This is a genomic window from Rhodococcus sp. 27YEA6 (assembly GCF_044908235.1).
GTDB lineage: Bacteria > Actinomycetota > Actinomycetes > Mycobacteriales > Mycobacteriaceae > Rhodococcus_F > Rhodococcus_F qingshengii.
The window spans coordinates 143,112-169,937 of the sequence record NZ_JBIYCY010000005.1 but is presented as its reverse complement, the minus strand read 5'-3'; the positions used below and the strand labels follow the sequence as shown (position 1 = coordinate 169,937).

1 protein-coding gene is annotated in these 26,826 nt (G+C 64.5%); it reads right to left on the bottom strand.

The window, feature by feature from the left end:
- Positions 1–46: 46 nt before the first annotated feature.
- Positions 47–26,623: a non-ribosomal peptide synthase/polyketide synthase gene (locus ABH939_RS15690; RefSeq protein WP_404649787.1), complete on the bottom strand. Its 26,577-nt coding sequence runs from the start codon at positions 26,621–26,623 to the stop codon at positions 47–49.
- Between the last annotated feature and the right edge of the window lie 203 nt (positions 26,624–26,826).

Genomic DNA, 26,826 nt, shown 5'->3' with positions numbered 1-26,826 from the left:
GGTCCATCACCCTGTGTTTTTCACTCATACCCATGTCGAACCTGATTCAGACACCCCACTGAGCGATAACTTCTCGCAATCGTACAGCTATGGTTGCCGCCGGACCCGGTTCGATCATCTGGTTGTGTTCGCAATCGACTTCGGTGACTCGGATGTCCCCTTCTACAAACCTTCGCCATTCGGCGACATCGTGTCCGTTCTCCGTAGATCTTCCGGCTACGAAGAACTCGACGGCTCCAACGTGGACAGGCGGTTGGTGCCGATTCGTCAATTCGACGGAGTGGGAGTAACCGCGACTGATCCGCGCCAGATGCTCCGCTTCGATTCCGATTCCGGCACCCAGGGTTTGCTCCAGCAATTCCGCCGCTTCTTCGAAGGTCTCGACCGTCTTGGATCCCGCCGGCATCGCGAGCCCGGCCAGTAGTTCGGAGACCGAGAGTTCTGCGGGCTGATCGGAATCCGACGACGGATAGCTGTCGAGTATCGACAGAGTCACGTCACGTCCGCTCCGAGTGAGGCTGTGTGCCACGGCGTGTGCGATCACGCCGCCGAGCGACCAGCCGGCCAGATGGATCGGGCCGGTCGATGCCACGGCTGCAATGCGATTCGCGTAGTCGTCGGCGAGTTCGGTCAGCGAGTCGAAGCTGGGCCCGCCGCTCAGGGACGGTAGCTGAAGACCGTAGACGGGTTGATCCAGCTCGAGATGCTTGACGAATTCTGCGTAACCCCAGGACAATCCGATACCCGGATGGACGAAGAACAGTGGTGCACGATCGGATCCGGCGCGCAGCGTGATCATCGGGGCGAGAAGATCCGACGAATCGTCCGGCGAGTGTGCGTCCATTCCGTCGGCAGCCCGGGCGACTCCGGCAGGTGTCGGATCCAGGAAAAGCGATTGCAACGGCACTCGCATCCCGAGACGCTTCTCGAGTTCGATGGTGATGCGAGTGGCCACGATCGACGTTCCGCCCAGTTCGAAGAAGTCGTCGTCGACGCCGATGTGCTCGTGCCCGAGCACGGTCTCGAAGATGTCGACGACCGTTCGTTCGGTGTTGTTTGTCGGCGGTGCGTACGGGACCGTGCGTCGCTCGAAGCTCGGGGTCGGCAGTGCCTTGCGGTCCAGCTTGCCGACCGGTGTCACCGGAATGCGGTCGACGACGACGATCGCGCCGGGAACCATGTGCGCGGGCAGGCGAGAAGACAGATGGCGGCGAAGCTCCCAGTCGTCGACGGTCTGTCCTTCCACGGGCTGGATGTAGGAGGCGATCATCGTCTCCCCCGACGGCGCTTCGTGCCCGAGTGTGGCGGCGAAGTAGACGGATGGGTGTGCCATCAGGACAGAGTCGATTTCGCCGAGCTCGATGCGGAATCCGCGGACCTTGATCTGGAAGTCGCTGCGGCCCAGGTATTCGAGGGTGCTGTCGGAGCGCCAGCGCACCAGGTCGCCCGTGCGGTACATCCGCTGGCCTGGTTCGCCGAACGGATCGGCGACAAATCGGTCGGCGGTAAGGTCGGGACGATTGTGGTATCCGCGGGCGAGTCCGGGGCCGGTCACGTACAGCTCCCCGATGACTCCCACCGGCACGGGCTTGAGGTGCCCGTCGAGGACCAGTCCGGCGAAGCCGATGGCCGGTCGTCCGATGTTGATGTCCTTGCCCGGCCGCATGGGTTCACTGACGCTGGCCTGGATGGTGGATTCGGTGGGTCCGTATCCGTTGAACATGCGACGGTCGCGGCCCCAGATGTCCACAAGTTCGGGTGGGCAGGCTTCGCCACCGACTGCGAGTACGCGGAGTTCGGGTAGCGCGGAGCTTTCGATCGAGCTGAGCGCGGTCGGAGTGATGAACGCGTGTGAGACGTGTTCGTCGGCAAAGATTTCGGCCAACTCGGATCCGCCGAAGACCGTCGGTGGGATGACGACCAGGCACGCTCCGCTGCCGAACGCCATCATGAGTTCGAAGACCGAGGCGTCGAAGCTCGGTGATGCCAGGTGAGAGATCCGCGAATAGGGCTGGACGTTGAATCTCTGATGTTCCTCGGCATTGAGGTTTGACAACCCGAGGTGGGTGACGATGACGCCCTTCGGCTTCCCGGTTGAACCCGAGGTGTAGATCAGGTACGCGGGATGCCCGTGATGCAAGGGGATCGTGCGGTCGCGATCGGTGATCGCGGCTGCGCTCTGGGCGTCGATCTCGTCGACGGTCTCGGCTTCATCGAGGACCATCCACTCGACCGTGTCGGGAAGTTGACTGCGGTGAGCGTCGTCGGTGATGCCGAGTACGGCCCGCGAATCGTCGAGCATGTGGTTGATGCGATCGTCGGGATAGTTCGGGTCGACCGGCAAGAATGCTGCACCGGTTTTCGTGACCGCCCAGATCGCGACGATCTCCGCGGTGGACCGCGGCAGACCCAGCGCCACAAAATCTTCGGGACCGACGCCGCGCCGACACAGCGCGCGCGCCAGCTTCGTCGATTCCTCGTCGAGCTCGCGGTAGGTCATCGACCTCTCGCGACTCGAGAGGGCTGGGGCATCCGGGTTCGAGGCGACTGCTTCGGCGAGGATCTCCGGCCACACCCGCGCTCGAGTCGCGGCGGCACCGGATGCCGGCACCAGGGCAGCTGTTTCGTCGGCGCCGAGGATGCCGATGTCGGCGATACGTGTTGCGGGTTCGCGTCCGACAGCGTCCAGGATCAGGCGCAGTCGGTCGGCAAACCGACGAATGGTGGCGGGTTCGAAGAGATCGGTTGCGAAGTCGAAGGCTGCGGACATCCCAGCCGGGATGCCGAACTCGTCGAACTTCTCGTCGACGATCAGCTCCAGGTCCTCCTTCGCGAATTTGGTTTCCACGGTCAGTCCGTCGATGTCGAGGCCGGGTAGGTGGAAATGTGCGGGTTCGTTGTTCTGAAGTTCGAGGGCGACCTGGAACAACGGTGAGTACGACGTGGATCTGGTTGGGTTGATGACGTCGACGAGCCGTTCGAATGGCAGGTCCGAGTTCTGGAATGCGGCCAGGTCGATTTCCCGGACGTGCTCCAACAGGTCGGCAAACGTGATGTCGGGATCGACGCTGGTTCGCAGGACCAGTGTGTTGACGAACATTCCGACGAGATGGTCGAGCGCTGCCTGACCTCGGCCGGCGATCGGTGTGCCGATGGTGACTTCGTCGGCGCCCGACAACTTGGACATCAGCACTGCGAGCGCGCCGTGCAGCGCCATGAACATCGTGACACCGTTTGCCCTGGTGAGGTCCGCGAGGGCGCGGTGGGTGTTCGCGTCGATGTCGAAGGTGAATCGGTCACCGTGGAAGGTCTGTTGCACGGGTCGCGGGTGGTCGGCGGGCAGTGCGATGACGTCGTCGAGTCCGGCGAGTTGCTCACTCCAGTAGTGCAATTGGCGACTGATGACGGATTCCGGGTCGTCTTCCGATCCGAGGACGCGATGCTGCCACAACGTGAAGTCTGCGTACTGCACCTCGAGTGGCGCCCACGTGGGCTCGGTCCCTGCCGTACGCGCCAGGTAGGCCGTCATCACGTCGCGTGCGAGCGGCGCCATCGACGATCCGTCGGCGCAGATGTGATGGACCACGACAAACAGAATGTGAACGGGTTCAGCGGTGTCGAGTCGGAACAGTGCCACGCGCAGCGGCAGGTCCACCGACACGTCGAAGCCGGTCGTGGCGAGTCGTTGCATGCGCTCCGCGAGCTCGTCCTCCCCCAACGTCATTTCACGGACCGGCGGTACTGCCTCGTCGACGGTGAGCACTTGCTGAATCGGATCGCCGCCGACGGCGGGGAACACCGTCCGCAGTGTTTCGTGCCGCTCGACGACGTCGGCGATGGCCTGTTGCATGGCCGTGACGTCGAGGTCACCGGTAAGGCGAACAGCTAGTGGGATGTTGTACGCGGCTGAGCGTGTGTCGAATTGGTTCAGGAACCACATGCGCTTCTGCGCCAACGAGAGCGGGACGCTGCCACTGCGCTCCATGGGAGTGAGCGGCACAGCGCCGACGGCAGTGACAGCGCTGGAGAGCCGTTCGGCGAGCTGAGCCGTCGTCGGTGCCTCGAACAGCACGCGCACCCCGACGTCGATGTTCAGTGCGGAGTTGAGCCGCGAGACCACGCGAGTGGCGATCAGCGAGTTGCCGCCGAGCTCGAAGAAATTGTCGTCGACGCCGACCCGTTCGACGCCGAGTACGTCGATGAACGCATCGGCGATCCGACGTTCGAGGCTGGTGCCGGGCGCCCGGAATTCCACACCGGTTCCGGTGAACTCCGGCGTCGGCAACGCTTTTCGATCGAGCTTGCCGACCGCGGTGCGCGGTAGCTCGTCGACGATCATGATGCTGGCCGGAACCATGTGCGAGGGAACACGTCCGGCGAGGTGCGCGGTGATCTCTGCCCCGGTCAGCGTCGATCCTTCCTCGACGGTGAGGTAGGACGCGAGAACTGTGGCGCCGGCCGGTCCGTCGACGCCGAGTGTCACGCAATTCGTGACACTCGCCATTGCGGTGATCTGGGCGTCGACCTCGCCGAGCTCGATGCGGAATCCGCGAATCTTGACCTGGAAGTCGCTGCGCCCGACGTATTCGATGGTGTGATCGCTTCGCCAGGAGACGATGTCGCCCGTGCGGTACATCCGGTCGCCTGGCTTGCCGAAGGGGTCGGCGACAAATCGCTCGCTGGTCAGGCCGGGACGCCGGTGGTATCCGCGAGCCAGGCCGATGCCGGCGATGTACAGCTCACCGGGAGCTCCGACGGGTACGGGTTGCAGGCGCGAATCGAGGATCATCTCGTGCACGCCGCGGATCGGTCCACCGATCGTGATGGGTGCGCCCACTGTCATGGGTTCGCTGATGTCTGCCATGACGGTTGTCTCGGTCGGGCCGTAGGCGTTGACGAATTCTCGTCCGGGAGCCCAGAGGCCGACGAGATGCGGCGGTAGTGTCTCTCCCCCGACGACGACGTGCCGGAACTCGTCCAGGCCGGCCGGGTCGACGGTGGCGAGCGCTGCCGTGGTGACGAACGCGTGAGTGACGTGTTCGCGGCGGATGAGACTTGCCAGTTCGGCGCCGCCGTAGATGTCGGTCGGGACGATCACCATGGTGGCTCCGACACCGAATGCCTGCAGGTACTCGAAGACGGCTCCGTCGAAGCTGGGGGTGGCGAAGTGCAGGGTTCGAGAGTGGTGATCTGCGTGGAATCGACGCTGCTGGTCGAGTGCGAAGCTGTCGAGTCCGGTGTGGGTGACGACAACTCCCTTGGGTCGGCCGGTGGATCCCGAGGTGTAGACCACGTAGGCGGCGTTGTCCATGACCACCGGTGCACGCCGTTCGTCCTGGGTGATCGGCAGCGTGCAACTGGTGGCGACGTCGTCGTCGAATGCCTCTTCTCCGAGCACCAACCAGGACACGATGGGTGGAAGTGTGTCGATGGCGTCGACGACGGTCAACCCGAACAGCACCTCGGAGTCGCTGAGCATGTGTTCGATTCGGTCAGCCGGATAGGTGGGGTCGACGGGGACGAACGCTGCGCCGGTCTTGGCCACCGCCCACACCGCGAGTACGGATTCGACGGACCTTTCGATGCCGATGGCAACCGACGTCTCGGGCCCGGCGCCGCGGCGAATCATGGCTCTGGCCAACTGGTTCGAGCGCCGGTCCAGTTCGGCGTAGGTCATGGAACGGCTGCCGGCCGAGAGCGCGATGCGGTCGGGATAGGTGGCAGAGACGTCGGCGAGAATCTCTGGGAGCGTTCGCGCGGAGCGCCCCGGGGAGCCGAAGACCGGCGCAAGATCACGGCTCTCGAACTCCGTGAGAACCTGCAGACGGGCCAGCGGCTGATCCGGTGCCGAGGCGAGTTGCCCGAGGACGATGCCCACGCGCTCGGTGATCTTGGCGACTTCGCGGGCGGAGAAGTGCGTCGGCAAGTACTCCATCTTCAGATTCAGCGTGTCACTTTCGGACGCCACCACGGCAATCGGATAGTGCGCCGAGTCGCGTCCGTCGATGCCGAGAACGTGCATTCCCGCGATGTCGGTTTCGGCGGTCAGGGCTGTCTCGTCGACGGGATACGACTCGAATACCGTCAGGGTGTCGAAGGAACCGGCGGCGCCGACTGCTCCGGCGATGTCCGACAGTCCGATGTGGTGGTGGTCGAGCAATGACGCTTGCTCGGATTGGACGCGAATGGCCAGTTCGGCGAGGGTTTCTCGGGCGTCGAGGCGGACTCGGACAGGCACCGTGTTGATGAACAGGCCGACTATCGATTCCACGCCGGGCACCTGTGGTGGGCGTCCTGAGACCGTTCCGCCGAAGACGACGTCGTCGCGTCCGAGAAGTTCGGCGAGCACGATTCCCCATGCCACCTGTACCAGGGTCGCCATGGTCAGACCGCGGCTTCGCGCGAACGCCCGAAGAGTCTCGGCTCGTTCGGTCGGAAGCGAGTACGAGTGGATTTCACTTGCCACGGTTTCGGCGGCGGTGTCTGCCCTCGAGAGGTGGGTGGACGTGTCGACGCCCCGTAGCGCTTCTTGCCACGCCCGTAGCGAAGTCTCGGGTTCTTGCTTCGAGATCCAGGAGAGATAGTCGCGATACGACTGAACTCGGGGCAGAATCTCGGGGTCACCGTCGGTTGCGTAGAGAGTGAGCAGGTCTCGAAGCAACAGCGGGGTGGACCAGCCGTCGAGCAGGATGTGGTGGTTCGTCACGACGAGGCGTGCTGTGTCCGGTCCGATTCGCACGAGCATGAAGCGGATCAACGGGGCTGTTTCCATGTAGAAACGATGAGCGCGATCGCGTTCGAGCAGCTGACCGAACGCGACTTCACTGTCTTCGGCCCCGGACAGGTCGATCTCGGCCCAGCCGATGTCGACACCGGAACGGATCACCTGCAGTGCCCGCCCTCCCGGTGCGGAGACAAATCCCGCGCGCAGGCTCGGATGACGATCAACCAAGGCCTGCGCGGCGCGGCGCAGGCGCGGCGCCTCCACCCGACCCCCGAGCTCGAGGGTCAGTTGCACCATGTACGGGTCGATTTCGGTTTCGTCGAACTGGGCGTGGAAGAGCATGCCCGACTGCAGAGGTGACAGTGACCAGATGTCGGTCAGGTCGGGGAACCTGCGCTCGAGCTGTTCGATGCTCTGTTGATCCGCGGTGACGAGATCGAGATCGGTGGGCGTGAGCTCGCGCTCGGAGTGTTCCTCCACGTATTCACTCAGTGCGCCCAGTGCACGGGCCCAGAGCTCCGCCAGTTCGGTGACTTCGGCCTCGCTGAGAATGCCGCGGGGGAAGGACCACGTAGCGCGCAGAATCGGACCGTGTGCGGTATCGGTCGTGACGGCGTTGATGTCGAGCACCGACGCGGCGGCCAATTCGCCGCTGTGCGCTTCGTCGAGGGTCACTTCCGAGATCGGCAGCCACGGCACTTCGCCGTGCTCGGGATCCGAGCCGGCAAATCGTCCGAGGTAGTTGAACGAGATCTGCGGCGTGGGCAGCTCACGAAGTTCCTCGTTTCGATCGAGGTACTTCAGGATGCCGAACCCGATTCCGTTGTCGGGCAGGCCGAGCAGCGTTTCCTTGACGAGTTTCACGGCGGAGCCGGCGGTTGATCCCCCGGCCAGTGCATCGACGACATCGAGTCCGGTGAGATCGATCCGGACGGGGAACAAGGTGGTGAACCAGCCGACCGTGCGCGAGAGGTCGGCGCCCGGTACGGCGTTCTCCTCCCGGCCGTGCCCTTCGAGGTTGACGAGCACGTCCCCGCTGCGCTGTCCGCGCGATCGACGCCAGGCGGTAACGGCAATCGCGAGAGCAGCGAGCAGCCCGTCGTTCACCGAGCCTCCGAAATGCTGAGGCACCGTCGAGATGACGTTCTCGGTCACGGAGGTCGGAACGTCGACGCTGACTCGGTCGACGGTGGCTCCGACATCGACGGCTGGGTCGAGCCCGCGTGCCCCGAGCAATGGCTCGTCGGTCCGCATTCTCGACCACAGGTCGATCTCGTCGCGTCGCAGCGCAGCGGTCTCGGCGAGCGCTGTCGCCCAGCGACGTATCGACGTTCCGCCCGGCGGAAGTATGGGTGTTTCTCCGTCGAACGCCGAGGCATAAGCAGTGACCAGGCCCGGTACGAGCATGCGCCAGGACACACCGTCGACCGCGAGGTGATGAAGGACCAGGAGCAACCGTCCGGCTTCGGCCCGGTTGCCGTTCGAGCTGACGGGATCCAACCAGACTGCGCTGATCATCTTCCCGTGCTCGGGATCGAGGCGGCTGGATGCGTCCTGCATCGCGGTTTCCGCAGCGGCGACGAATTCTTCGCCGCTGGTGGACACGATGGAGGTTCGGCGCAGGATGTCGGGGGCGGTGATGCTGCCTGGCTCGCGGATCTCGAGTTGGTGAGTCGCGGCGTCCAGGCGCGCCCGCAGCACGTCGTGACGATCGAGGATCGTTTGCAATGCTCGTTCCAGCGCGGGGCCGGAGACATCCGCGGGCAGTGCGATCAGCGCGCTCTGGCTGTAACTGCGGATCGTGCTCAGGTCACCGCGACTGCGTTCGACGAGCCACTCCATGATCGGCGTGAGCGGTAGCGGGCCGGCTCCCCCGCCGGGTAGCTCCGTGAGAACCGGTGCCGTTTCCGATGATTCGATGAGGAGCACTTTGGTGAGGCCGGCCACGGTCTTCGCTTCGAAGACGTCCCGCGGAGTGAAGACGAGGCCTGCGGACTTCGCCCGTGAGACGAGTTGGATCGACATGATCGAATCGCCGCCGAGACCGAAGAAGGAATCGTCTACTCCGATACTGCCCCGACCCAGCACCTCCGCGAAGAGGTCCGCGAGGACCGCTTCGGTAGCGGTGGCCGGCGCCCGCGTCGCCTCGGTTGTTCCCGTGACGGTGAAGTCCGGAGCCGGGAGGCTGCGTCGGTCGAGCTTTCCGTTGACCGTCAGTGGAAGCGATTCGAGGACGACGATCGCGGTGGGCACCATGTACTCCGCGAGTTCGGCGGCGACGAAGTCGGTCACCGTCGCTGAATCGACGGTACTGTCTGTTTCGGCGACCACGTACCCGACGATCCGCGGTGACGCTCCCTCTGTCCGAACAAGTGCTACCGAGGCCGCGACGCCGGGGCAGCGGAGCATTGCGGCTTCGATCTCTCCGAGTTCGATGCGGAAACCACGCACCTTCACCTGGAAATCACTGCGGCCCACGTACTCCAACTGCCCCGCGTCGTTCCACCTCGCCAGGTCCCCGCTCCGATACATTCGATCCCCCGAACTACCGAATGGATCGGGAAGGAACCGCACCGAAGTCAATGCGGGTTTCCCGAGGTATCCCCGAGTCACCTGATCACCGGCGACGTACATTTCGCCGACGACACCTGGTGGTACCAAGTTCAGTCGCCGATCGAGTACGTAGACGGACAATCCCGGTACTGCTCGCCCGATGATGCTCGCCGACGCGTGCTCGCTGTCGTTGCGGTCGAGTGCGATTCGACTGACGTGCACTGTCGTCTCGGTGATCCCGTACATGTTGACCAACGTCGGAGCCGTGTCGGCCCGCCTGTCGTACCACTTGCGCAACTGCCCGAGGTCGAGCGCTTCGCCACCGAAGACGACGTAACGCAGTGCAAGGTCGGGACCGGTGCCGTTCGGTGAGTACGCACGGTCGGCTTCGGCGAGTTGGTAGAAGGCGGTGGGCGTTTGGTTCAGGACCGTCACTCGCTCACGGCGGAGCAGTTCGTGGAACATGTCCGGTGATCTGGTCGTGTAGTAGTCGACGACGACCAGTCGGCCGCCGTGTAGCAGCGGCCCCCACAACTCCCAGACGGAGAAGTCGAATGCGTACGAGTGGAACATCGTCCACACGTCCGTGTCGTCGAACCCGAACGTCGGGGCGGTGTTGTCCATCAGAGTCAGGACGTTTCGGTGGCTGACCTGGACACCTTTGGGGCGCCCTGTGGATCCGGACGTGTAGATGATGTACGCGATCGCGTCGGGCAGAAGTGGTGTCGTCCGGTCCGCGTCGGTGATGCGATGGGGCGCGGAGTGATCGAGGCGTACCGCGATCTCCGGCGATCCGAGTTCGACGACGTCTATGCCGGATTCGATGATCTCCGAAGGTATGTCGCTTCGGAAGTCTCCGGTCGTGACCAGGCATACCGGCCGCGCGTCGTCGAAGAGGAACCGCATGCGCTCGGCCGGGTAGGTGATGTCGACCGGCAGGTATGCCGCTCCGGTTTTGATGACGGCGACGAGGGCGAGCACGAGATCGGTGGTTCTGGGCATCGCAACAGCCACCACGGATTCCGGACCGATACCGCGGCCGATCAGGAGCCGCGCCAGGCGGTTAGCGCGCCCGTCCAGTTCGGCGTACGTCATGGCGCCGTCGCTGTCGTTGACCGCGGTCGACGACGGATGTGCTGCAACAGCCTCGAAGAATCGGTCCGCGATGTTGTCCGCTGGAGCCGGTTCGGCGTGAGTGTTCCACTCGGTCAGCATCTGTCGACGCTCGTCGGCGCCCACGACGTCGATGTCACCGGTAGGAGTCGACGGCTCTCGCGAGACCGCCTCGAGGATGGTGAGCAGTCTGCGTGAGAACGAATCGATCAAGTCACCGTCGAACAGGTCTGTGGCGTAGATGAATTCGGCGTCGATTCCATCCGTTCCGCCATCCGCGTCGTAACGCTCGGTGACCGAGAGTTGCAGATCGAACTTGGCGACGGGTAGGTCGAACTCGACTCCCGAGACCGACAGCCCCGGCAATTCGAGTTGTGGGAGTGCATTGTTGCGGAACTCGATGAGGATCTGGAACAACGGAGTGTGCGAAGTCGAGCGTTCCGGGTCGAGTGCGTCGACCAACCTTTCGAAGGGCAAATCGGTGTGCTGGAACGCGCCGAGGTCGCCTTCGCGAACCTGGGCGAGGACGTCCTCGAACGACGCGTCGGGCGTGATCTGTGTTCGCAGCACGAGAGTGTTGACGAACATACCGACCAGGTGATCGAGTTCGGCCTCGCCGCGGCCGGCGACGGGTGTTCCGATGGCGATGTCCTCGGTACCGGCCAGGCGCGCCGCAAGTACCGCCAGTGCTGCGTGCATGAGCATGAACATGGTGGTGCCGTGCTCACGTGCCAGGTCGGTCAGCGCCCGATGGGTCTGCGGCGATACCGCGAACCGGTGGACCGAGCCGACCATGGACGGCTTTGCCGGACGTGGGAACGACGTCGGCAACGCGATCGGCTCGCCCAGTCCCGCGAGTCGGTCCTTCCAGTAATCGAGCTGACGGGTCAGAGCCGAGTCCGGATCTTCCTCGGAGCCGAGCACTTCGTGCTGCCACACAGCGAAGTCGCCGTACTGCACGGCCAGTTCCGACCAGTTCGGCGCACTGCCGGCACTGCGGGCCGCGTAAGCCGCTGCCACGTCCGCTGCGAGGGGGTTCATCGAGAACCCGTCGGCGACGATGTGGTGGACGACGATCACGAGTACGTGCCTGCGCTCGTCCCCGTCGACGCGCAGGACCGCGCAGCGAATCGGAACTTCGGCCGAGGCGTCGAAGCCTGCCGAGGCCAGCTCGAGGATTCGATCGGACACTCTGGCAGCAGTGACGATTTCCGGTTCCAGGATCGGCATGACCTCGTCGCTGGACATCACCTGCTGAACCGGCTGTCCGTCGATCGAGGGGAACTTCGTCCGCAAGCTCTCGTGGCGCCCCAGTACGTCCGCTACCGCGGCCTGCAATGCGGCGAAGTCCAGATCGCCGTCGAGGCGCACTGCCAGGGGAACGTTGTAGGCGGGGGACGTCACGTCGAACTGGTTGAGGAACCACATCCGCTTCTGTGCCAGTGACACGGGCAGTGGGTCCGGGCGGGATCGCCGAGTCAACGGTGGTCTGGGGTTCTCTCCGCGGCCGACGCTCTCCGCCAGACGCGAGAGCTGCCGAACTGTCGGAGACTCGAACAGTCCTCGAACGCCGATGTCGGTGCCGAGAAGTGCGTTGACGCGGGCGATGACGCGGGTCGCGGTCAGTGAGTTTCCGCCGACGTCGAAGAAGTGAGTGTCGATACCGATCGGAGACACTCCGAGCACGTCCTCGAAAACGCCCACCACCAGCCGTTCCAACTCGGTGGCCGGTGCAGTGAGTGTCTCGGCATCGGTGTCGAAACGAGGCGCCGGAAGAGCAGCCCGATCGACCTTGCCGACGCCCGTCAGCGGTAGTTCGTCGAGCACGACGACGCTTGCGGGCACCATGTGTGCCGGCAGTAGATCCCGTGCCGCCGCCCGGATGTCCTCGGCGCTCACCCGGCGTTCGTCGTCGCAGACGACATATGCCGCCAAGGCCTGCTCGTCGGAGGGTCCGCGCACCGCCAACGTGACCGCGTACTCCACGCCGGGCAGCTGACCCAACGCCGTGTCGACCTCGCCGAGTTCGATACGGAAGCCGCGGATCTTGACCTGGAAGTCGCTGCGTCCGAGGTACTCGATGGTGCGGTCGCTGCGCCAGCGCACCACGTCGCCCGTGCGGTACATCCGCTCCCCCGGCTCGCCGTACGGGTTGGCGACAAATCGTTCGCTCGTCAGTGGTGAGCGCCCGTGATAGCCGCGCGCGAGTCCGACTCCGGCGACATACAGTTCGCCGGGAACTCCGACGGACACCGGTTGAAGTCTGCGATCGAGGACGACCTCGCTGAATCCGCGGTTCGGCGGTCCGAGATAGACCTTCTCGCCGGCCGGGATGGGGTCGCTGAGGTTGCAGGAGATGGTGGTTTCGGTGGGTCCGTAGACGTTGACGAACGATCTTCCCGGCGCCCAGGTGCGCACCAGGTCCGCCGAGGGCGCCTCGCCGCCCACCGTGATGGTGGTCAGTTCGTCGATTCCCTCGGGATCCACCGACGTCAGCGCTGCAGGCGTGATGAACGCGTGGGTGACATGTCCCTCGCGGAGAACGTCGGCCAGTTCGGTTCCTCCGTAGACGGTGGTGGGAGCTACGACCAGTTCACCGCCGACGGCGAAGGCGAGCAGGTACTCGAGAACGGAGGCGTCGAAGCTCGGAGAGGCGAAATGCAGTGCGCGTGAATTCTCGGTGAGACCGTAGCGATGACGCTGTTCGTCGGCGAAGTTCTCGAGACCGGTGTGCGTGACGACGACGCCCTTGGGTCGGCCGGTCGAGCCCGAGGTGTAGATGAGGTAGGCAGTGTTCTCCAACCGCGGGGTTCCTCGACGCTCGTCCTCGCGTAGCGGCGCCGCGGATACTCCGGAGAGCCGAGCGATGCTCGTCGGGTCGTCGAGTTCGAGCCACTTCGTCACACCGCCGTCGCCGGGTCTGTGGGCAGCCGTGGTCAATCCGAGCGAGGATGCCGAGTCCTCGAGCATGAACGAGATCCGGTCACTCGGGTAGCGAGGATCGATCGGCACGAAGGCGGCGCCGGTCTTGGTGATCGCCCAGACCGCTGCGACGGATTCGAAGGAGCGTTCCACACAGATCGCCACCCGTGAGTCCGGGCCGGCGCCTTCCGAGATGAGCACGCGCGCCCACTGGTTCGACGCCTCGTCCAGCTCTCGATAGGTCATCTTTCTCTCACCACAGGACAGTGCGACCCGTTCGGGGAATCTGCTCGCGGTGTCCGAAAAGATGCGATCGAGTGTCCTGACCGAGCGGCCCTGCCGGCCGCGCGCGGGAACCAATTGCTGCACTTGCGAATCCGGCATCAGGCGCAGTTTCGCCAGCGGGAGATCCGGTTGCGCGGTGATCAGCTCGAGGGTGCGGAGCAGCCGGTCGGCGATCGCGTCGATGTCGTGATCGCCCAGGACTCCCGGGAAATACTCGAATTTGAGCCGCAGTCGCCCGTCTGCCGCAGAGGCGACGATCGCGAGTGGATAGTGCGCGGCATCCTCGGCGTCGTGGACGTCGAGAACGTGCATTCCGGCTATGTCGGTGCCGGAGGAGAGTCCACCGCGGTCGACGGGATACGACTCGAACACAGTCAGCGTGTCGAACGATGCAGCGGACCCCACAGCCGAAGTGATGTGCGAAAGCCCGACATGATGGTGATCGGACAACCGCGCCTGTTCCGCTTGGACGCGAACGCACAGCGCCGCCAGGGACTCTCTTGGATCGAGGCGAACTCGGACGGGGACGGTGTTGATGAACAAACCCACCATCGACTCGACGCCGGACACCTGGGGTGGTCGGCCGGAGACGGTTCCACCGAAGACGACGTCGTCGCGGCCGAGGAGTTCGGCGAGCACGATTCCCCAGGCCACCTGGATCAAGGAGGCTGTCGTCAGGCCACGGGAGCGGACGAATCCACGCAGAAGTTCCGTCTCACGTTCTCCGAGCGCTGTGGTCGTCGAGCGTGAGGTAGCGCCGTCCTCGTCGACGGCGTGAGTTCCGGTGAGCAGCGTCGGGTCGTCGAGTCCGCGGAGTGCGTCGCCCCAGGCCTCGATCGACACGCTGTCGTCGCGAGTGCTGATCCAGCTCAGATAGTCCCGGTAGGGGTGTACGCGTGGGATGGCACTGTGATCACTGTCTGTCGCGTAGAGCGTCAGTAGGTCGCGGACCAGCAGCGGCATCGACCATCCGTCGAGGAGGATGTGGTGGTTGGTCAGGATCAACCGATACGCGTCGTCACCGGTTCGCAGAAGCAGGAACCGCAGCAGGGGCGGAGTGGCCATGTCGAAGCCGCGGACCCGATCCGCATGGAGAAGCTCGCGTATCTCGGTCGCTTGTTCGGTGGGGGCCAACGGAGAGATGTCGATCTCGGTCCACGGCACGTCAACGTCTGCGTTGATCACCTGCACCGATCGTCCACCGGTGTCGGTCGTGAACGCCGCGCGTAGGTTCTCGTGTCTGTCGAGCAGTGCCTGTGCGGCACGGTGCAACCGGGACGCGTCGACGCCGTCGAGTTCGAGTGCGAGTTGGACGGTGTACGCGTCCACAGTGTGTTCGGCGTAGCGGGCGTGGAAGAGCAGTCCGGATTGCAGTGGTGAGAGGGACCAGACGTCGGTCAGTGTCGGGAACTCGCGCTCGAGGTGGTCGATGGAATCCTGGTCGAGGTCGATCAGGTCGATGTCCGACGGGGTGAGTCCCCCGCGTTCGCTGTGTTCGGCATAGGTGGCCAGCGCGCGCAACGCCTGCACCCAGAGGTCGGCGATGGCGCGAGCATCGCGCTCTGCCAGTACGCCGGTGGGATAGGCGATAGTGGCACCGATGTGCGGTGCGCCCGAGATCTCGGTGGTGACGACGTTGACGTCCAGGACCGAACCCACTGGCATCTCGGACCGCGCTGCCGCTTCCAGATCGACGTCCCGGGCCAGTGCCCAGTCCCCCAGTGACTCTCCTGCTTCGGTGCCGGAGAAACGGCCCAGATAGTTGAACGAGATCTGCGGTTGGCGGAGGTCTTCGAGTTCCGCTCGACCCACCTCGTCGAGGTAACGCAGAACTCCGTAGCCGATCCCGCTGTCCGGAACACCCAAGAGTTCTTCCTTGACACGCTTGAGCACCACCGCTGCCTCTGGGGCGCTGCTCATCACTTCCGCGATCTCGATGCCGGCGAGGTCGATCCGCATCGGGAAGACGCTGGTGAACCAGCCGACCGTGTGCAGGACGTCCGCACCGGGCACCACGTGAGCTTCGCGTCCGTGGCCCTCCATCGAGATGAGTACGTTGTCGGTTCGTATGCCCTGTGCCTGCCTCCACTGCGTCAGTGCCAGTGCGAGAGCAGCAACGAGACCGTCGTTGACTGATCCACCGAAAAGCGCCGGAAGCGTGGTCAGGACTGTGTCGGACAGTTCGACGGGTACGTCGGCGACAACTCGGCCGACCGAATCGAACGTGTCGAGCCGCGGGTCCAGCGGCCGGGTTCCGATCAGCGGGTCGGCACCTTCGAGTATCGAACGCCACCGGGGCAATTCGACTCTTCGATCGGGCGCGATGTCGCGGAGCGCATGCGACCAACGACGAACCGACGTGCCCGAGTACGACGGCTCCGGTTCCTCGCCTGCATCGATGCGGTGGAAAGCCGACGCAAGTTCCGGCACGAGGACGCGCCAGGAGACACCGTCGACGGCGAGGTGGTGGATCACCAGGAGCAGCCGGCCGGTGTTGCGCACGCCGGACAACCAGACGACCCGCACCATCACGCCCCGGCCGGGGTCGAGTTCTCGACGCGCACCGCCCAGTGCGTCGACGATCGCCGCGTCGAACACCGCGGTGCCCGGCTCGGCCTCTACCTCGATCACCCGGCAAATATTCTCGGCTGCAACAGATCCCGGCTCGCCGACAACAAGCCTGCGCTCGCCGTCGAGCTCGAGGCGTGCGCGAAGGATGTCGTGACGATCGAGAACAACTTGAAGAGCCGCGGTCAACTGCTCCACACTGTGAAGCCCGTGCGGCGCGTTGAGAAGAGTCGCTTGGGAGAACGAATCGAGACCTCGGAGATCGGAGCCGAGCCGGTCGAGCCACCACTGAGCCACCGGCATCAACGGCACGAGGCCCACGCCGTCTCCGGGAAGTTCCTCGAGCACCTCGGGTTCGTCGTCCTTGGTCGATGCCAGCAAAACCGCAAGACCGGCGACCGATTTCACCTCGAAGACGTCACGCGGGGTGAAGACGAGCCCGGCATCGCGGGCACGGGCGACGAGCTGAATCGACATGATCGAATCGCCGCCCATCGAGAAGAACGAGTCGTCGACGCCCACCGATTCGACACCGAGGACATCGACGAACAAGGCGGCCAGCGTGCGTTCGGTATCGGATTCGGCGGCCCGCGAGCGTGCCTGGGTTGCTCGCAAGTCGGGAACCGGCAGGGCTCGGCGGTCGAGCTTTCCGTTGGCAGTCATCGGCAGTTCGTCGAGAACGACCACGACCGCAGGAACCATGTACGGGGCCAGAGCCGAGCCCGCGAACGCGATGACGGCCTCGGGATCCACAGTCTGAGCGTCGTTGGCAGGCACGACGTATCCGACGATCCGTGCGGCGCCTCCGTCACGTTCGAGCGTGGTCACCACGGAATGTGCAACGCCGGGATAGCGAGCCAGAACTGCCTCGATCTCGCCGAGTTCGATGCGGAATCCGCGAATCTTGACCTGGAAATCGCCTCGACCCTGGTACTCGAGTTCGCCGTTCTTGTTCCACCTGGCGAGGTCGCCGGTTCGGTACATCCGTGTGCCCGCACTGCCCGCGGGATTGGGCACGAATCGTTCGGCGGTCGTGCCGGCGCGGTTTCGGTAACCGCGGGCGAGTCCGTCGCCGCTGACGTACAGCTCTCCCGTCACTCCGACCGGGACGCGGTGCAGGCGATTGTCGAGGACCCACGCGGTGATGCCGGTCGACGGGCGACCGATCGTGACTCGATCGGTCGGGGACATCGGCTCGGTGATGCTGGCGACGACCGTCGATTCGGTTGGTCCGTAGGCATTGATCATGATCCGGTGATCGCTGACCCAGGCGGCGACGAGGTCGGGTGGGCAGACGTCGCCGCCGGTTCCGATGCACACCAGCTCGTTCAGTCCGCTCGGATCGACCGTGGCCAGTGCGGCTGGTGTGATGAAGGCGTGCGTGACGTGCTGGTCGGCGATCAGACTCGTCAGTTCGGTTCCGCCGATGATGCTCGGTGGGGCGATGACCATCGTGGCCCCGGCACCAACAGCCATCAGGAGTTCGAGAATCGAGGCGTCGAAGCTCGGTGAGCTGAAATGCAGCGTGCGCGAGGTCGACTCGACGCGGAAGCGACTGCGTTCCTGCTCGGCAAGTGCCGAAAGCCCACGGTGAGTGACCATGACGCCTTTGGGGACGCCAGTGGAACCGGAGGTGTAGATGACATAGGCCGGGTTGTCCAGGGACACCGCAGCCAGCAGCTCCGAGGCACCTATCCGCTGATCACCGATCTGTTCGAGGGTTGCGAGTGTCTTTGCCTGATCGAGCAGAACGGCGTCTGCCTCGTCGGGGACGACACCCACATGCTCGGCGGTGGTGAGAACGACGCCCGCTCCCGAGTCGTTGATCATGTGGTGCACGCGGTCGACGGGATACGCCGGGTCGACGGGTACGAATGCAGCGCCGGACCGGGCAACCGCCCAGATCGCGACCACGGATTCCAGTGAGCGTGGTAATGCCAGGGCGACAACGGATTCCGGACCGACCCCGCGGCTGATCAACAGTCGTGCAAGCCGGTTGGCGCGGCGGTCCAGATCGGAGTAGGTCAGATGGCGGTCGCCGAAAATCAGTGCAGTCCTCTGCGGTTCGTCGACGTACTTCCGCTCGAGCAACGTCGAGAAGTGAACCTGCTCGGGAAGTTCCGGTGCGACGGCGCGAATCGTGTCGAGATCACTCACGAGATCGATGTCGCCGACCGGCGTGTGCGGTGACTCGGTGACAGCACCGAGAATCCGAACCAGGTATCGAGCGAAACCTTCGACGGTCGACTCGTCGAACAGGGCGCTCGCGTAGGTGAACCCGGCCTCGATTCCCGCCGGCCGGCCGTCGTCGTCGAAGGTCTCGGCAAGCGTGAGTTGCAGATCGAAATTCGAGACGGCGGATTCGAGTTCGAGGACCTCGACGTCCAAATCCGTCAGACGAACTGCTGGCCGAGTGGTGTTCTTGAACTCCAGCATCACCTGGAACAACGGTGAATGCGACGTCGACCGCTCCGGAGCCAGCGCATCGACGACGCGCTCGAAGGGGACGTCTGCGTGAGCGAAGGCGTCGAGGTCGGTGCTGCGAACTCTGGCCAACAGATCGGTGAACGAGGCGGCGGGGTCGACGTCGGCGCGCAGGACCAACGTGCCGACGAACATACCGACCATCGGATCCAGCAGGGCATTTCCGCGCCCGGCGATCGGTGAGCCGATCGTGATGTCTTCCATGCCGGACAATCTCGCCACGAGCACTGCGTATGCGGCGTGTACCGCCATGAACATACTGCTTCGGTGTTCGATCGCGGTTTCGCTCAGACGGCGGTGGATGCCGGCATCGATGTCGAATCGAACGACGCCGCCCGAGAGATCCTGCACACGCGGACGCGGTCGATCTGCGGGGAGCGCAAGAAGTTCGGGAACACTCGCCAGTTGACGTGTCCAGTACTCGAGCTGACCTGCAAGAGTGCTGTCCGCTTCGTCGATCCGACCGAGAGCCCTTTCCTGCCAGATGGCGAAGTCCGCGTACTGGACCGGAAGAGGAGACCAGTCGGGCGCCTCACCTCGATGCCTTGCCGAGTACGCGCTCATCACGTCGAACGCCAACGGTGCCATCGAGAATCCGTCGGCGCAGATGTGATGGACGACCACGGTCAGGACGTGATCTTCTTCGTCGACCTCGATCAGTTCCGCCCTGATCGGTGGAGCCTGCGTGACGTCGAAGCCCCTCGAGGTGAGACGTTCGATCTCCCCGAGTACCGCTTCGGCGTTTGCGGCGACAACCGGCAGCGCGCCCAACGCTTCACCGGGTTCGACGATCACCTGCGCCGGCACTCCCTCGATCATGGGAAACAGCGTGCGCAGCGATTCGTGGCGAGTAAGCACGTCGGTGATCGCGCCCTCCAACACGGCAACGTCCAACCGGCCTCTCAGCCTGATCGCTATGGCGACGTTGTACGCCGCGGACGTGACGTCGAATTGATTGACGAACCACATGCGCTTTTGTGCCAGCGACAGCGGGATCGTCTGTGGCCGCGGCAACGCCTCGAGCGGAAGGACTGCCGGTCCCCCTCGTGCCGTCGCGCACTCGACCGCCAACTGCGCAACGGTCGGCGCGTCGAACAACTCTCTGATCGACAAGTTCAACGACAGCGAATCGTTCACGCGCGCCACAGCGCGTGCAGCGACGAGGCTGTTTCCGCCGATCTCGAAGAAGTTGTCGTGAACACCGACTGCCCCGGATTCCAGAAGCTCCTCGAAGATCGCCGCCAACTGCGCTTCGAGCGGTGTTCGCGGCGCCAGATACGTCTGCGAGCTGTCGAAGCTGGGCGCGGGCAGAGCCTTCCGATCAAGCTTGCCGGTCGAACCGAGAGGGAACACGTCGAGGGCGATGACCACAGCGGGAACCATGTAGGCCGGAAGGAGACCTCTCAACTCGGTGCGTAGGCCGTCCGTGTCGATCGAAGTGCCGGTGTCGGCGATGACGTAGCCGACCAAACTGTCACCGACCACGTCGTCGTGATGGACGAGAGCAGCAGCTTGCGCGACACCGGGCAGCCTGAGCAACGCTGCTTCGACCTCGGCGAGTTCGATGCGCTGGCCGCGGATCTTGACCTGGAAATCGCGTCGACCGACATAGTCGAGCAACCCGTCGGCGCGCCACCGGACGACATCACCGGTTCGGTACATCCGGGTGCCCGAAGGGCCGTACGGATCGGCCACGAACCTGTCGGCGGTGAGATCGCTGCGCCCGAGGTATCCACGCGCCAGTTGCACTCCCGCCAGGTACAGCTCGCCGTGAACGCCGACCGGAACCGGATGCAGCCGCCCGTCGAGGACATAGAGCTGGGTGTTCCACACGGGCGCACCGATGGGAACGGTGACGGTCATGTCGGGGGTGAATTCGGCGGCGCTGACGTCGACGGCAGCCTCCGTGGGTCCGTACAGGTTGAACAGTCCCGCAGAACTCAGACGGGTGAACGCCTCCGCAGTGGTAGGCGCGAGGGCTTCACCGCTGCAGAACACCTGACGCAGGCTTGCACACTGCCCGGCAGTCGCGGCAGCGACGAATTCCGCGAGCATCGACGGAACGAAGTGCGCCGTCGTGACGCCTCTGTCGGCAATCAACGCCGACAGGTACCCGGGATCACGGTGCCCGTCCGGTTCCGCGATCACCAACTGCGCGCCGGTCTGCAGGGGCCAGAACAGTTCCCACACCGAGACGTCGAAGGTCACCGGGGTCTTGTGCAGCACCACGTCCGACGCGTGAAGGGGGTACGTGTCCTGCATCCACAGCAGGCGATTGACGATCGAACGGTGTGATACTGCAACACCTTTCGGTCGACCCGTCGATCCGGACGTGAAGATCACGTAAGCAGCATTGTCCGGGCGGAGGGGTCCGAGCCGATCAGCGTCGGTGATCGGCGCCGTCGTGGACACCTGACGATCGAGATCGACGTCCACGATCGGGACTCGCGCGGGAAGAGCGCCGTGGTCCTGGGGCCGGCTCAGCACGCAGATCGGTTCCGCGATGTCGAAGACGTACGCGATGCGCTCGGCGGGATGATCGGGATCCACCGGGACGTATGCCGCACCGGCACGGATCACGGCGTGGACCGCGACGAGTAGTTCCGGTGACCGTCGAATCGACACCGCGACGCGCATGTCCGGGCCGACCCCGCGGGCGATGAGGGTTCTGGCAAGTTCACCGACCCTCGCGTCGAACTCCGCATAGGTCAGTGTCCGCTCGCCGTAGACCAGCGCGGCCCCCTCGGGTGTCCGGGCTGCCTGCTCCGCCACCAATTCCGAGAGGGTGGTGATCGGTACGGCGTGTTCGGTGGCATTCCAACGCTCGAGGACCAGTTCCGCCTCGCCCGGAGCTGTGAGATCGACGTCGCCGACGACGGATTCCGGGTAGGCAGCTACCGCGTCGAGGAGCATCGTGAAGCGATCAGCGAGGCCGGACATGGTGTCCGAGTCGAAAAGCTGGCTGGCGTAGTTCAACTGGCCGTCGAGATGGTCGCCGCGGTCGGTGAGAATGACCTGAAGGTCGAACTTTGCCGCGCCCGTCGACAGTTCGTCGACCGTGACCTCGAGCTCGGGCAAAGTGACCTCGGTGGGAGCGGCGCCCTGCATCACCAGCATCACCTGGAACAGCGGCGCCTGGTTGTCTGCGAGGGATTCGACGAGTACGTCGTACGGCACTTCGGTGTGCTGCAAGGCCGCCACGTCGACGTCGCGGACGCGGGTGAGAATTTCACCGAAGGTGAGTCCCCCCTCGAGAACCGTCCTCAGCACCACCGTGTTGACGAACATTCCGACGACGTCGTCGAGAGCGCGCTCGCTCCGCCCGGCCACCGGAGTGCCGATCGTGATGTCGTTCGCTCCGGATTCTCGGCTGAGCAGGACGGCCAGCGCGGCGTGGATCACCATGAACACGCTGACGTCGCTGCGCGCCGCGATCTCGCCGACCCGGCGGTACGTCGCGGAGTCGATCCGGAAATCGAGATCGTCACCGCGGAGCGAGACACCCGCAGGGCGCGGATGATCCATCGGCAGTTCCGCGAGCTCACCGCGTTCGGTGAGCGTGTGCGACCAGAACCGCAACTGCTCGGCAAGAATCGAATCCGGGTCGGACGCTTCACCGAGCGCTCCGCGTTGCCACTCGCTGAAATCGCCGTACTGCACTTCGAGTGGCAGCCACGCCGGCACGCGTCCGCTCGCCCGCGAGGCGTACGCCACCATCACGTCACGAGCCAGCGGCGCCATCGACAGGCCGTCTGCTGCAATGTGGTGCACGACGAGGACCAAGGTGTGCTCGCGTTCGTTCACCTCGAGCAGAGTCGCGCGGATCGGCACCGATTCGCTGACGTCGAATCCCTCTCGCGCGAGCTCACTCGCCCGCGCCGAGGTCGCTGCGGCAGGCACCGTTTCCACCTCGAGATGATCGAACATCTCGTCCACACCGAGAACGTGCTGGACGGGGCCACGCGCACTCTCGGGGAAAACGGTCCGCAAGATCTCGTGTCGAACGATCACGTCCCGCAGCGCGGTGAACAGTGCATCGACGTCGAGATCGCCGGTCATCGAAACCGCGATCGGAATGTTGTACGCCGGCGAACTCGGATCGAGTTGATTGGTCAGCCACATTCGTTGCTGCGCCAGAGATACCGGTATCCGGTCAGGGCGATCGATACGCGTCAGTGCCGGGGCACGTGTGTTCCGCGAGTCCGCGAGGTCGGCACGTGCTGCCAGAGCGGAGACGGTCGGCGCCTCGAAGAGGTCGAGAACGCTCAGCGTCGTTCCGAGAGCTCCGTTGACTCGCGACACGACGCGGGTCGCGATCAACGAGTCACCGCCGAGGTCGAAGAAACTGTCGTCTGCTCCCGCCCGGGTGATACCGAGCAGATCGCAGAACACCGCCGAAATTCGCTTCTCGGTCGAGGTCTCAGGGGCACGGTATTCAGCCGACCCGCCCACAGAATCGATGTCCGGTAACGCTTTCCTGTCGATCTTTCCTGCCGGAGTCAACGGAATGGAGTCGAGGACGACGATCCGCGCCGGAACCATGTGGGCTGCCAACGAAGATCTCGCGTGGGCGACCAGCTCGGAGTTGTCGATGTGTGTGCCCGCAGCCGCCGTGACGTACGCCGCCAACAGTGTTTCCCCACTCGGGCCCGCAACTCCGGCGGTGACTGCCTGTGCGACGCTCGGGTGGCGGCGCAGCACGTCGTCGATCTCGCCGAGCTCGACGCGGAAACCGCGGATCTTGATCTGGAAGTCGCTCCGGCCGAGGTACTCCAGCTCACCCTCGCCGTTCCACCGCGCGAGGTCACCCGTGCGGTACATGCGCTCTCCCGCAACACCGTTGGGGTCGGCAACAAATCGTTCGGCCGTAATCGTGGCACGCGCGTGGTACCCGCGCGCCAAACCGACACCGCTCACATAGAGCTCGCCGGCGACACCGATCGGCACCGGTTGAAGCCGCGAGTCCAGGAGGACGGTTGCGGCTCCGCGCATCGGCTTCCCGATGGTGACGGGAACATCGCTGCTCAGCGGTCCGGTCAGAGTGGCGACGACGGTGGTTTCGGTCGGTCCGTACGCGTTGAACATCGAGCGTCCGTGTGACCACTGATCCACCAGCGCGGGTGAGCATGCGTCGCCGCCGGTCACGACCACTCGTAGATCCGGTAGGCCGGCGGGATCGACTGTTGCCAGCGCGGCCGGGGTGACGAAGGCGTGGGTGACCCGTCCGATACGCATCACCTGTGCCAGTTCGTCGCCGCCGTACACGGTGGGCGGCGCGATCACCATCGTTGCCGCGCCCCCGAAGGCAAGGAGGAGTTCGAGGACCGAAGCGTCGAAGCTCGGCGACGAGAAATGCAGGGTGCGGTCTCCAGGTTCGACTCCGAACCTGACTCGTTCTTCGTCGGCGAAGCTGCTCAGCCCGCGGTGACTGACCACGACGCCTTTGGGGACACCAGTGGAGCCGGACGTGTAGATGAGGTATGCCGGATCGTCGTAGCTCAGGCGCGTACGCCGCTCGGCGTCGTCGACCGGTGCATCGGAATGGTGCGAGGTGTCCAGTTCGTCGAGGAGCAGCCAATCCACCGAATCGGCGAGCCCGCCGTGGTGCTCCCCCACACTGATTCCGACTACAGCTCCCGAATCGGTGAGCATGTGCCGAATACGATCCTCGGGGTAGTGCGGATCGATCGGGAGGAAGGCACCGCCGGTCTTGGCCACCGCCCACGTCGCGGTCACCGATTCGAGAGACCTCGACAGCGCAAGGGCGACATAGGTGCCGGGGCCGACTCCCCTGTTGATCAGTTCACGGGCGAGTGTGTTCGACTCGGCGTCGAGATCCCGGTAGCTCACCTCACGATCACCGAAAACGAGCGCTGGGGCATCGGGGTTCACAGCCGAGGCCCGGCGGAGAATATCGGGGAGGGTCAACGGGGAGGACGCGGTCGCTCCCCGCGCCGGTACCAGGGACTCGCGCTCGAAGTCGTCGAGGAGATCGAGGTCTCCGACCGGCGTTCGCGGGGCTGCTGCTGCGCCTGCAAGGATCCGCACCAGTCGCGAGAGGAAGGCTCGGACCGTGGATTCGGCGTAGTGCTGCGTGGAGTACGCAACCTCGAGGGCGCCGGTATCTGCGTGGACGTCGATCGCCACGTCGAGGCCGGCAATCGTGGTCTCCTGCGAGCCGTCGTTGAGGTGGACGTGCAACTCGGGCAGTGCGGGGACACCTGCCGCCGATCGAATCGACAACGTATCGCGTTCTCGAGCAAGAGAACTCACGAACTCGTCGAACGGCGCCGCCGGATCGACCTCGCAGCGCAGGGGCAAGGTTCCCCACTCGGTCCTCGTTCCGATCAGCACGTCCCGGCGCTCGGTCGATCTCGACAGCAACGAAGCAAATGCGGCATGGACAACGGCAAAGAGGGAGACGCCTTCCGTGCGCGCAAGTTCGGCGACCGCGGGATCGAGTGGGACGCTCAGCCGATTCGTACCGGTGGGCTCCGATTCGGCGTCGATTCGCTCGAGGCCCAGTGTCTCGAGGTCCAGTGTGGAGCCCTCGTCGGAGTCCCCCAGGTATCTCGCCCAGAACCGCTCGAGTTCCCTGCGCTGTGCACTGCGCGCCCCTGCCTCGGCACTTGCCGGATGAATCCGGTTCATCGGCGTACCGGCCGGTGCTGCTGTCAGTTCTGCGACCAACTCGGTGAACGCCCGGTGGTGCTCGGCCAGTTCGTCGTGTCCGTAGCGATTGGGGTTTCCGCGAAAGTCGATCAACGTCTGCGCCGGATCGCCGCTCTGGTACACGTTGACCAGCAGATCCTCGACCGGACCCGACGTGACGATGTGATACTCACCGGTCAGTGGCCCGAGGGTTATCTCCTGCCGGAAGAGCATCACATTCATCATCGGGCCGGACAGACGCGCGTCGCCGACGGTCAGACCGGCATCACGCCGGATGTCCTCGAGGCTGCATCGCTGATGACGAAGCGCACCGAGAAGTTCGAGTTGCACGCGCCCGACCAGATCGTCGACACTTTCGTCCGGGTTTACGTGGATGTGTAGCGGCGCGACGTTGACCAGCATTCCGCCGGACCGCTGCAGCGGTGCCGTCGTCCTCGCGGAAACCGGCAGGTTGATCAGCACGTCGTCGTAGCCGGTACTGCGGGACAGGTAGCACGCCAGTGCCGAAATCAACACTGCGGCCGGAGTTGCACCGGAACGTGAATTCCACTCGTCCAAGGCAGCAAGGCTGTTCGCCGACATCGCGGCACTGACGAGTTCACTGCGTGCAGTCGGGGGTCCCTCACGGGTGGCCAACGTCGAACCGTGTTCGACGCCCGACACACGCTGGGCCCAGTACTCGCGGTCGGCTTCGAATCGGCTCGATTCGCGGTACTTCTGGTCGAGCTCGGACAGCGTCGTGACGTCGAGCGCCTTGTTCACCGCAGGCTCTCGACCTTCGACGGCTGCGGTGTAGATCGCCGCAATCCGATTGACGATCGTCATACCGCTGTATCCGTCGAGAGCGACGTGATGAATCCTGGTGTACCACAGGTAATCCCGATCACCAGTTTGAAGAATTGTCATCTCGACGAGACGATCGCGAGTCAGATCGAGCGTCGTCGCGTAATCGTTGTCCATCCACTCCGAGGCAGCCTGCCGAGGGTTCTCACGCTCGCGGAAGTCGAAGTAGTCGATGCCCGGGTCGATCGTGAAGTCCACGATCTGGCAGGGCTCCCCATCCGGGTACATCAACCGTAGAAACGGTGATTCGAACTCGTGGGCAGCCTCCACCGCGGCGCGACTGAGCAGTTGCATGTCCAAATCGCCGTGGAACTCGATGTACTGCGCGATGAAGTACGGGACCGTCGGGTGAAGTTGCTGCGCAAACCACATGCTGCGCTGCACCGCTGACAGGGGGAACGCTCCTGCCGGCAGGCTTCGCGATCCGGTGAGCGGGTCGATCCTCTTGTCGGTATCCATCACGACCACCCCCACACAGCGTTGTGACGATCAGCGTTGTCACGATCAGCGCCGGGAAGTGTGGCTCGGGGATTGAAGAGAAACATCGCACCGCCTCGATATCGAGTGGAAACCATGTGGCGATCCTGCGAGAGCGCAGCCGAAGGTCATCGACCTCGACGAAGGGTCGCTTCGAAGTCCGAACCTCCCCGAAGGTCCGAACT

Excerpts from the sequence above, each read along its gene's own strand:
- ABH939_RS15690 (WP_404649787.1), bottom strand. The coding sequence starts at position 26,623 with ATGGATACCGACAAGAGGATCGACCCGCTCACCGGATCGCGAAGCCTG.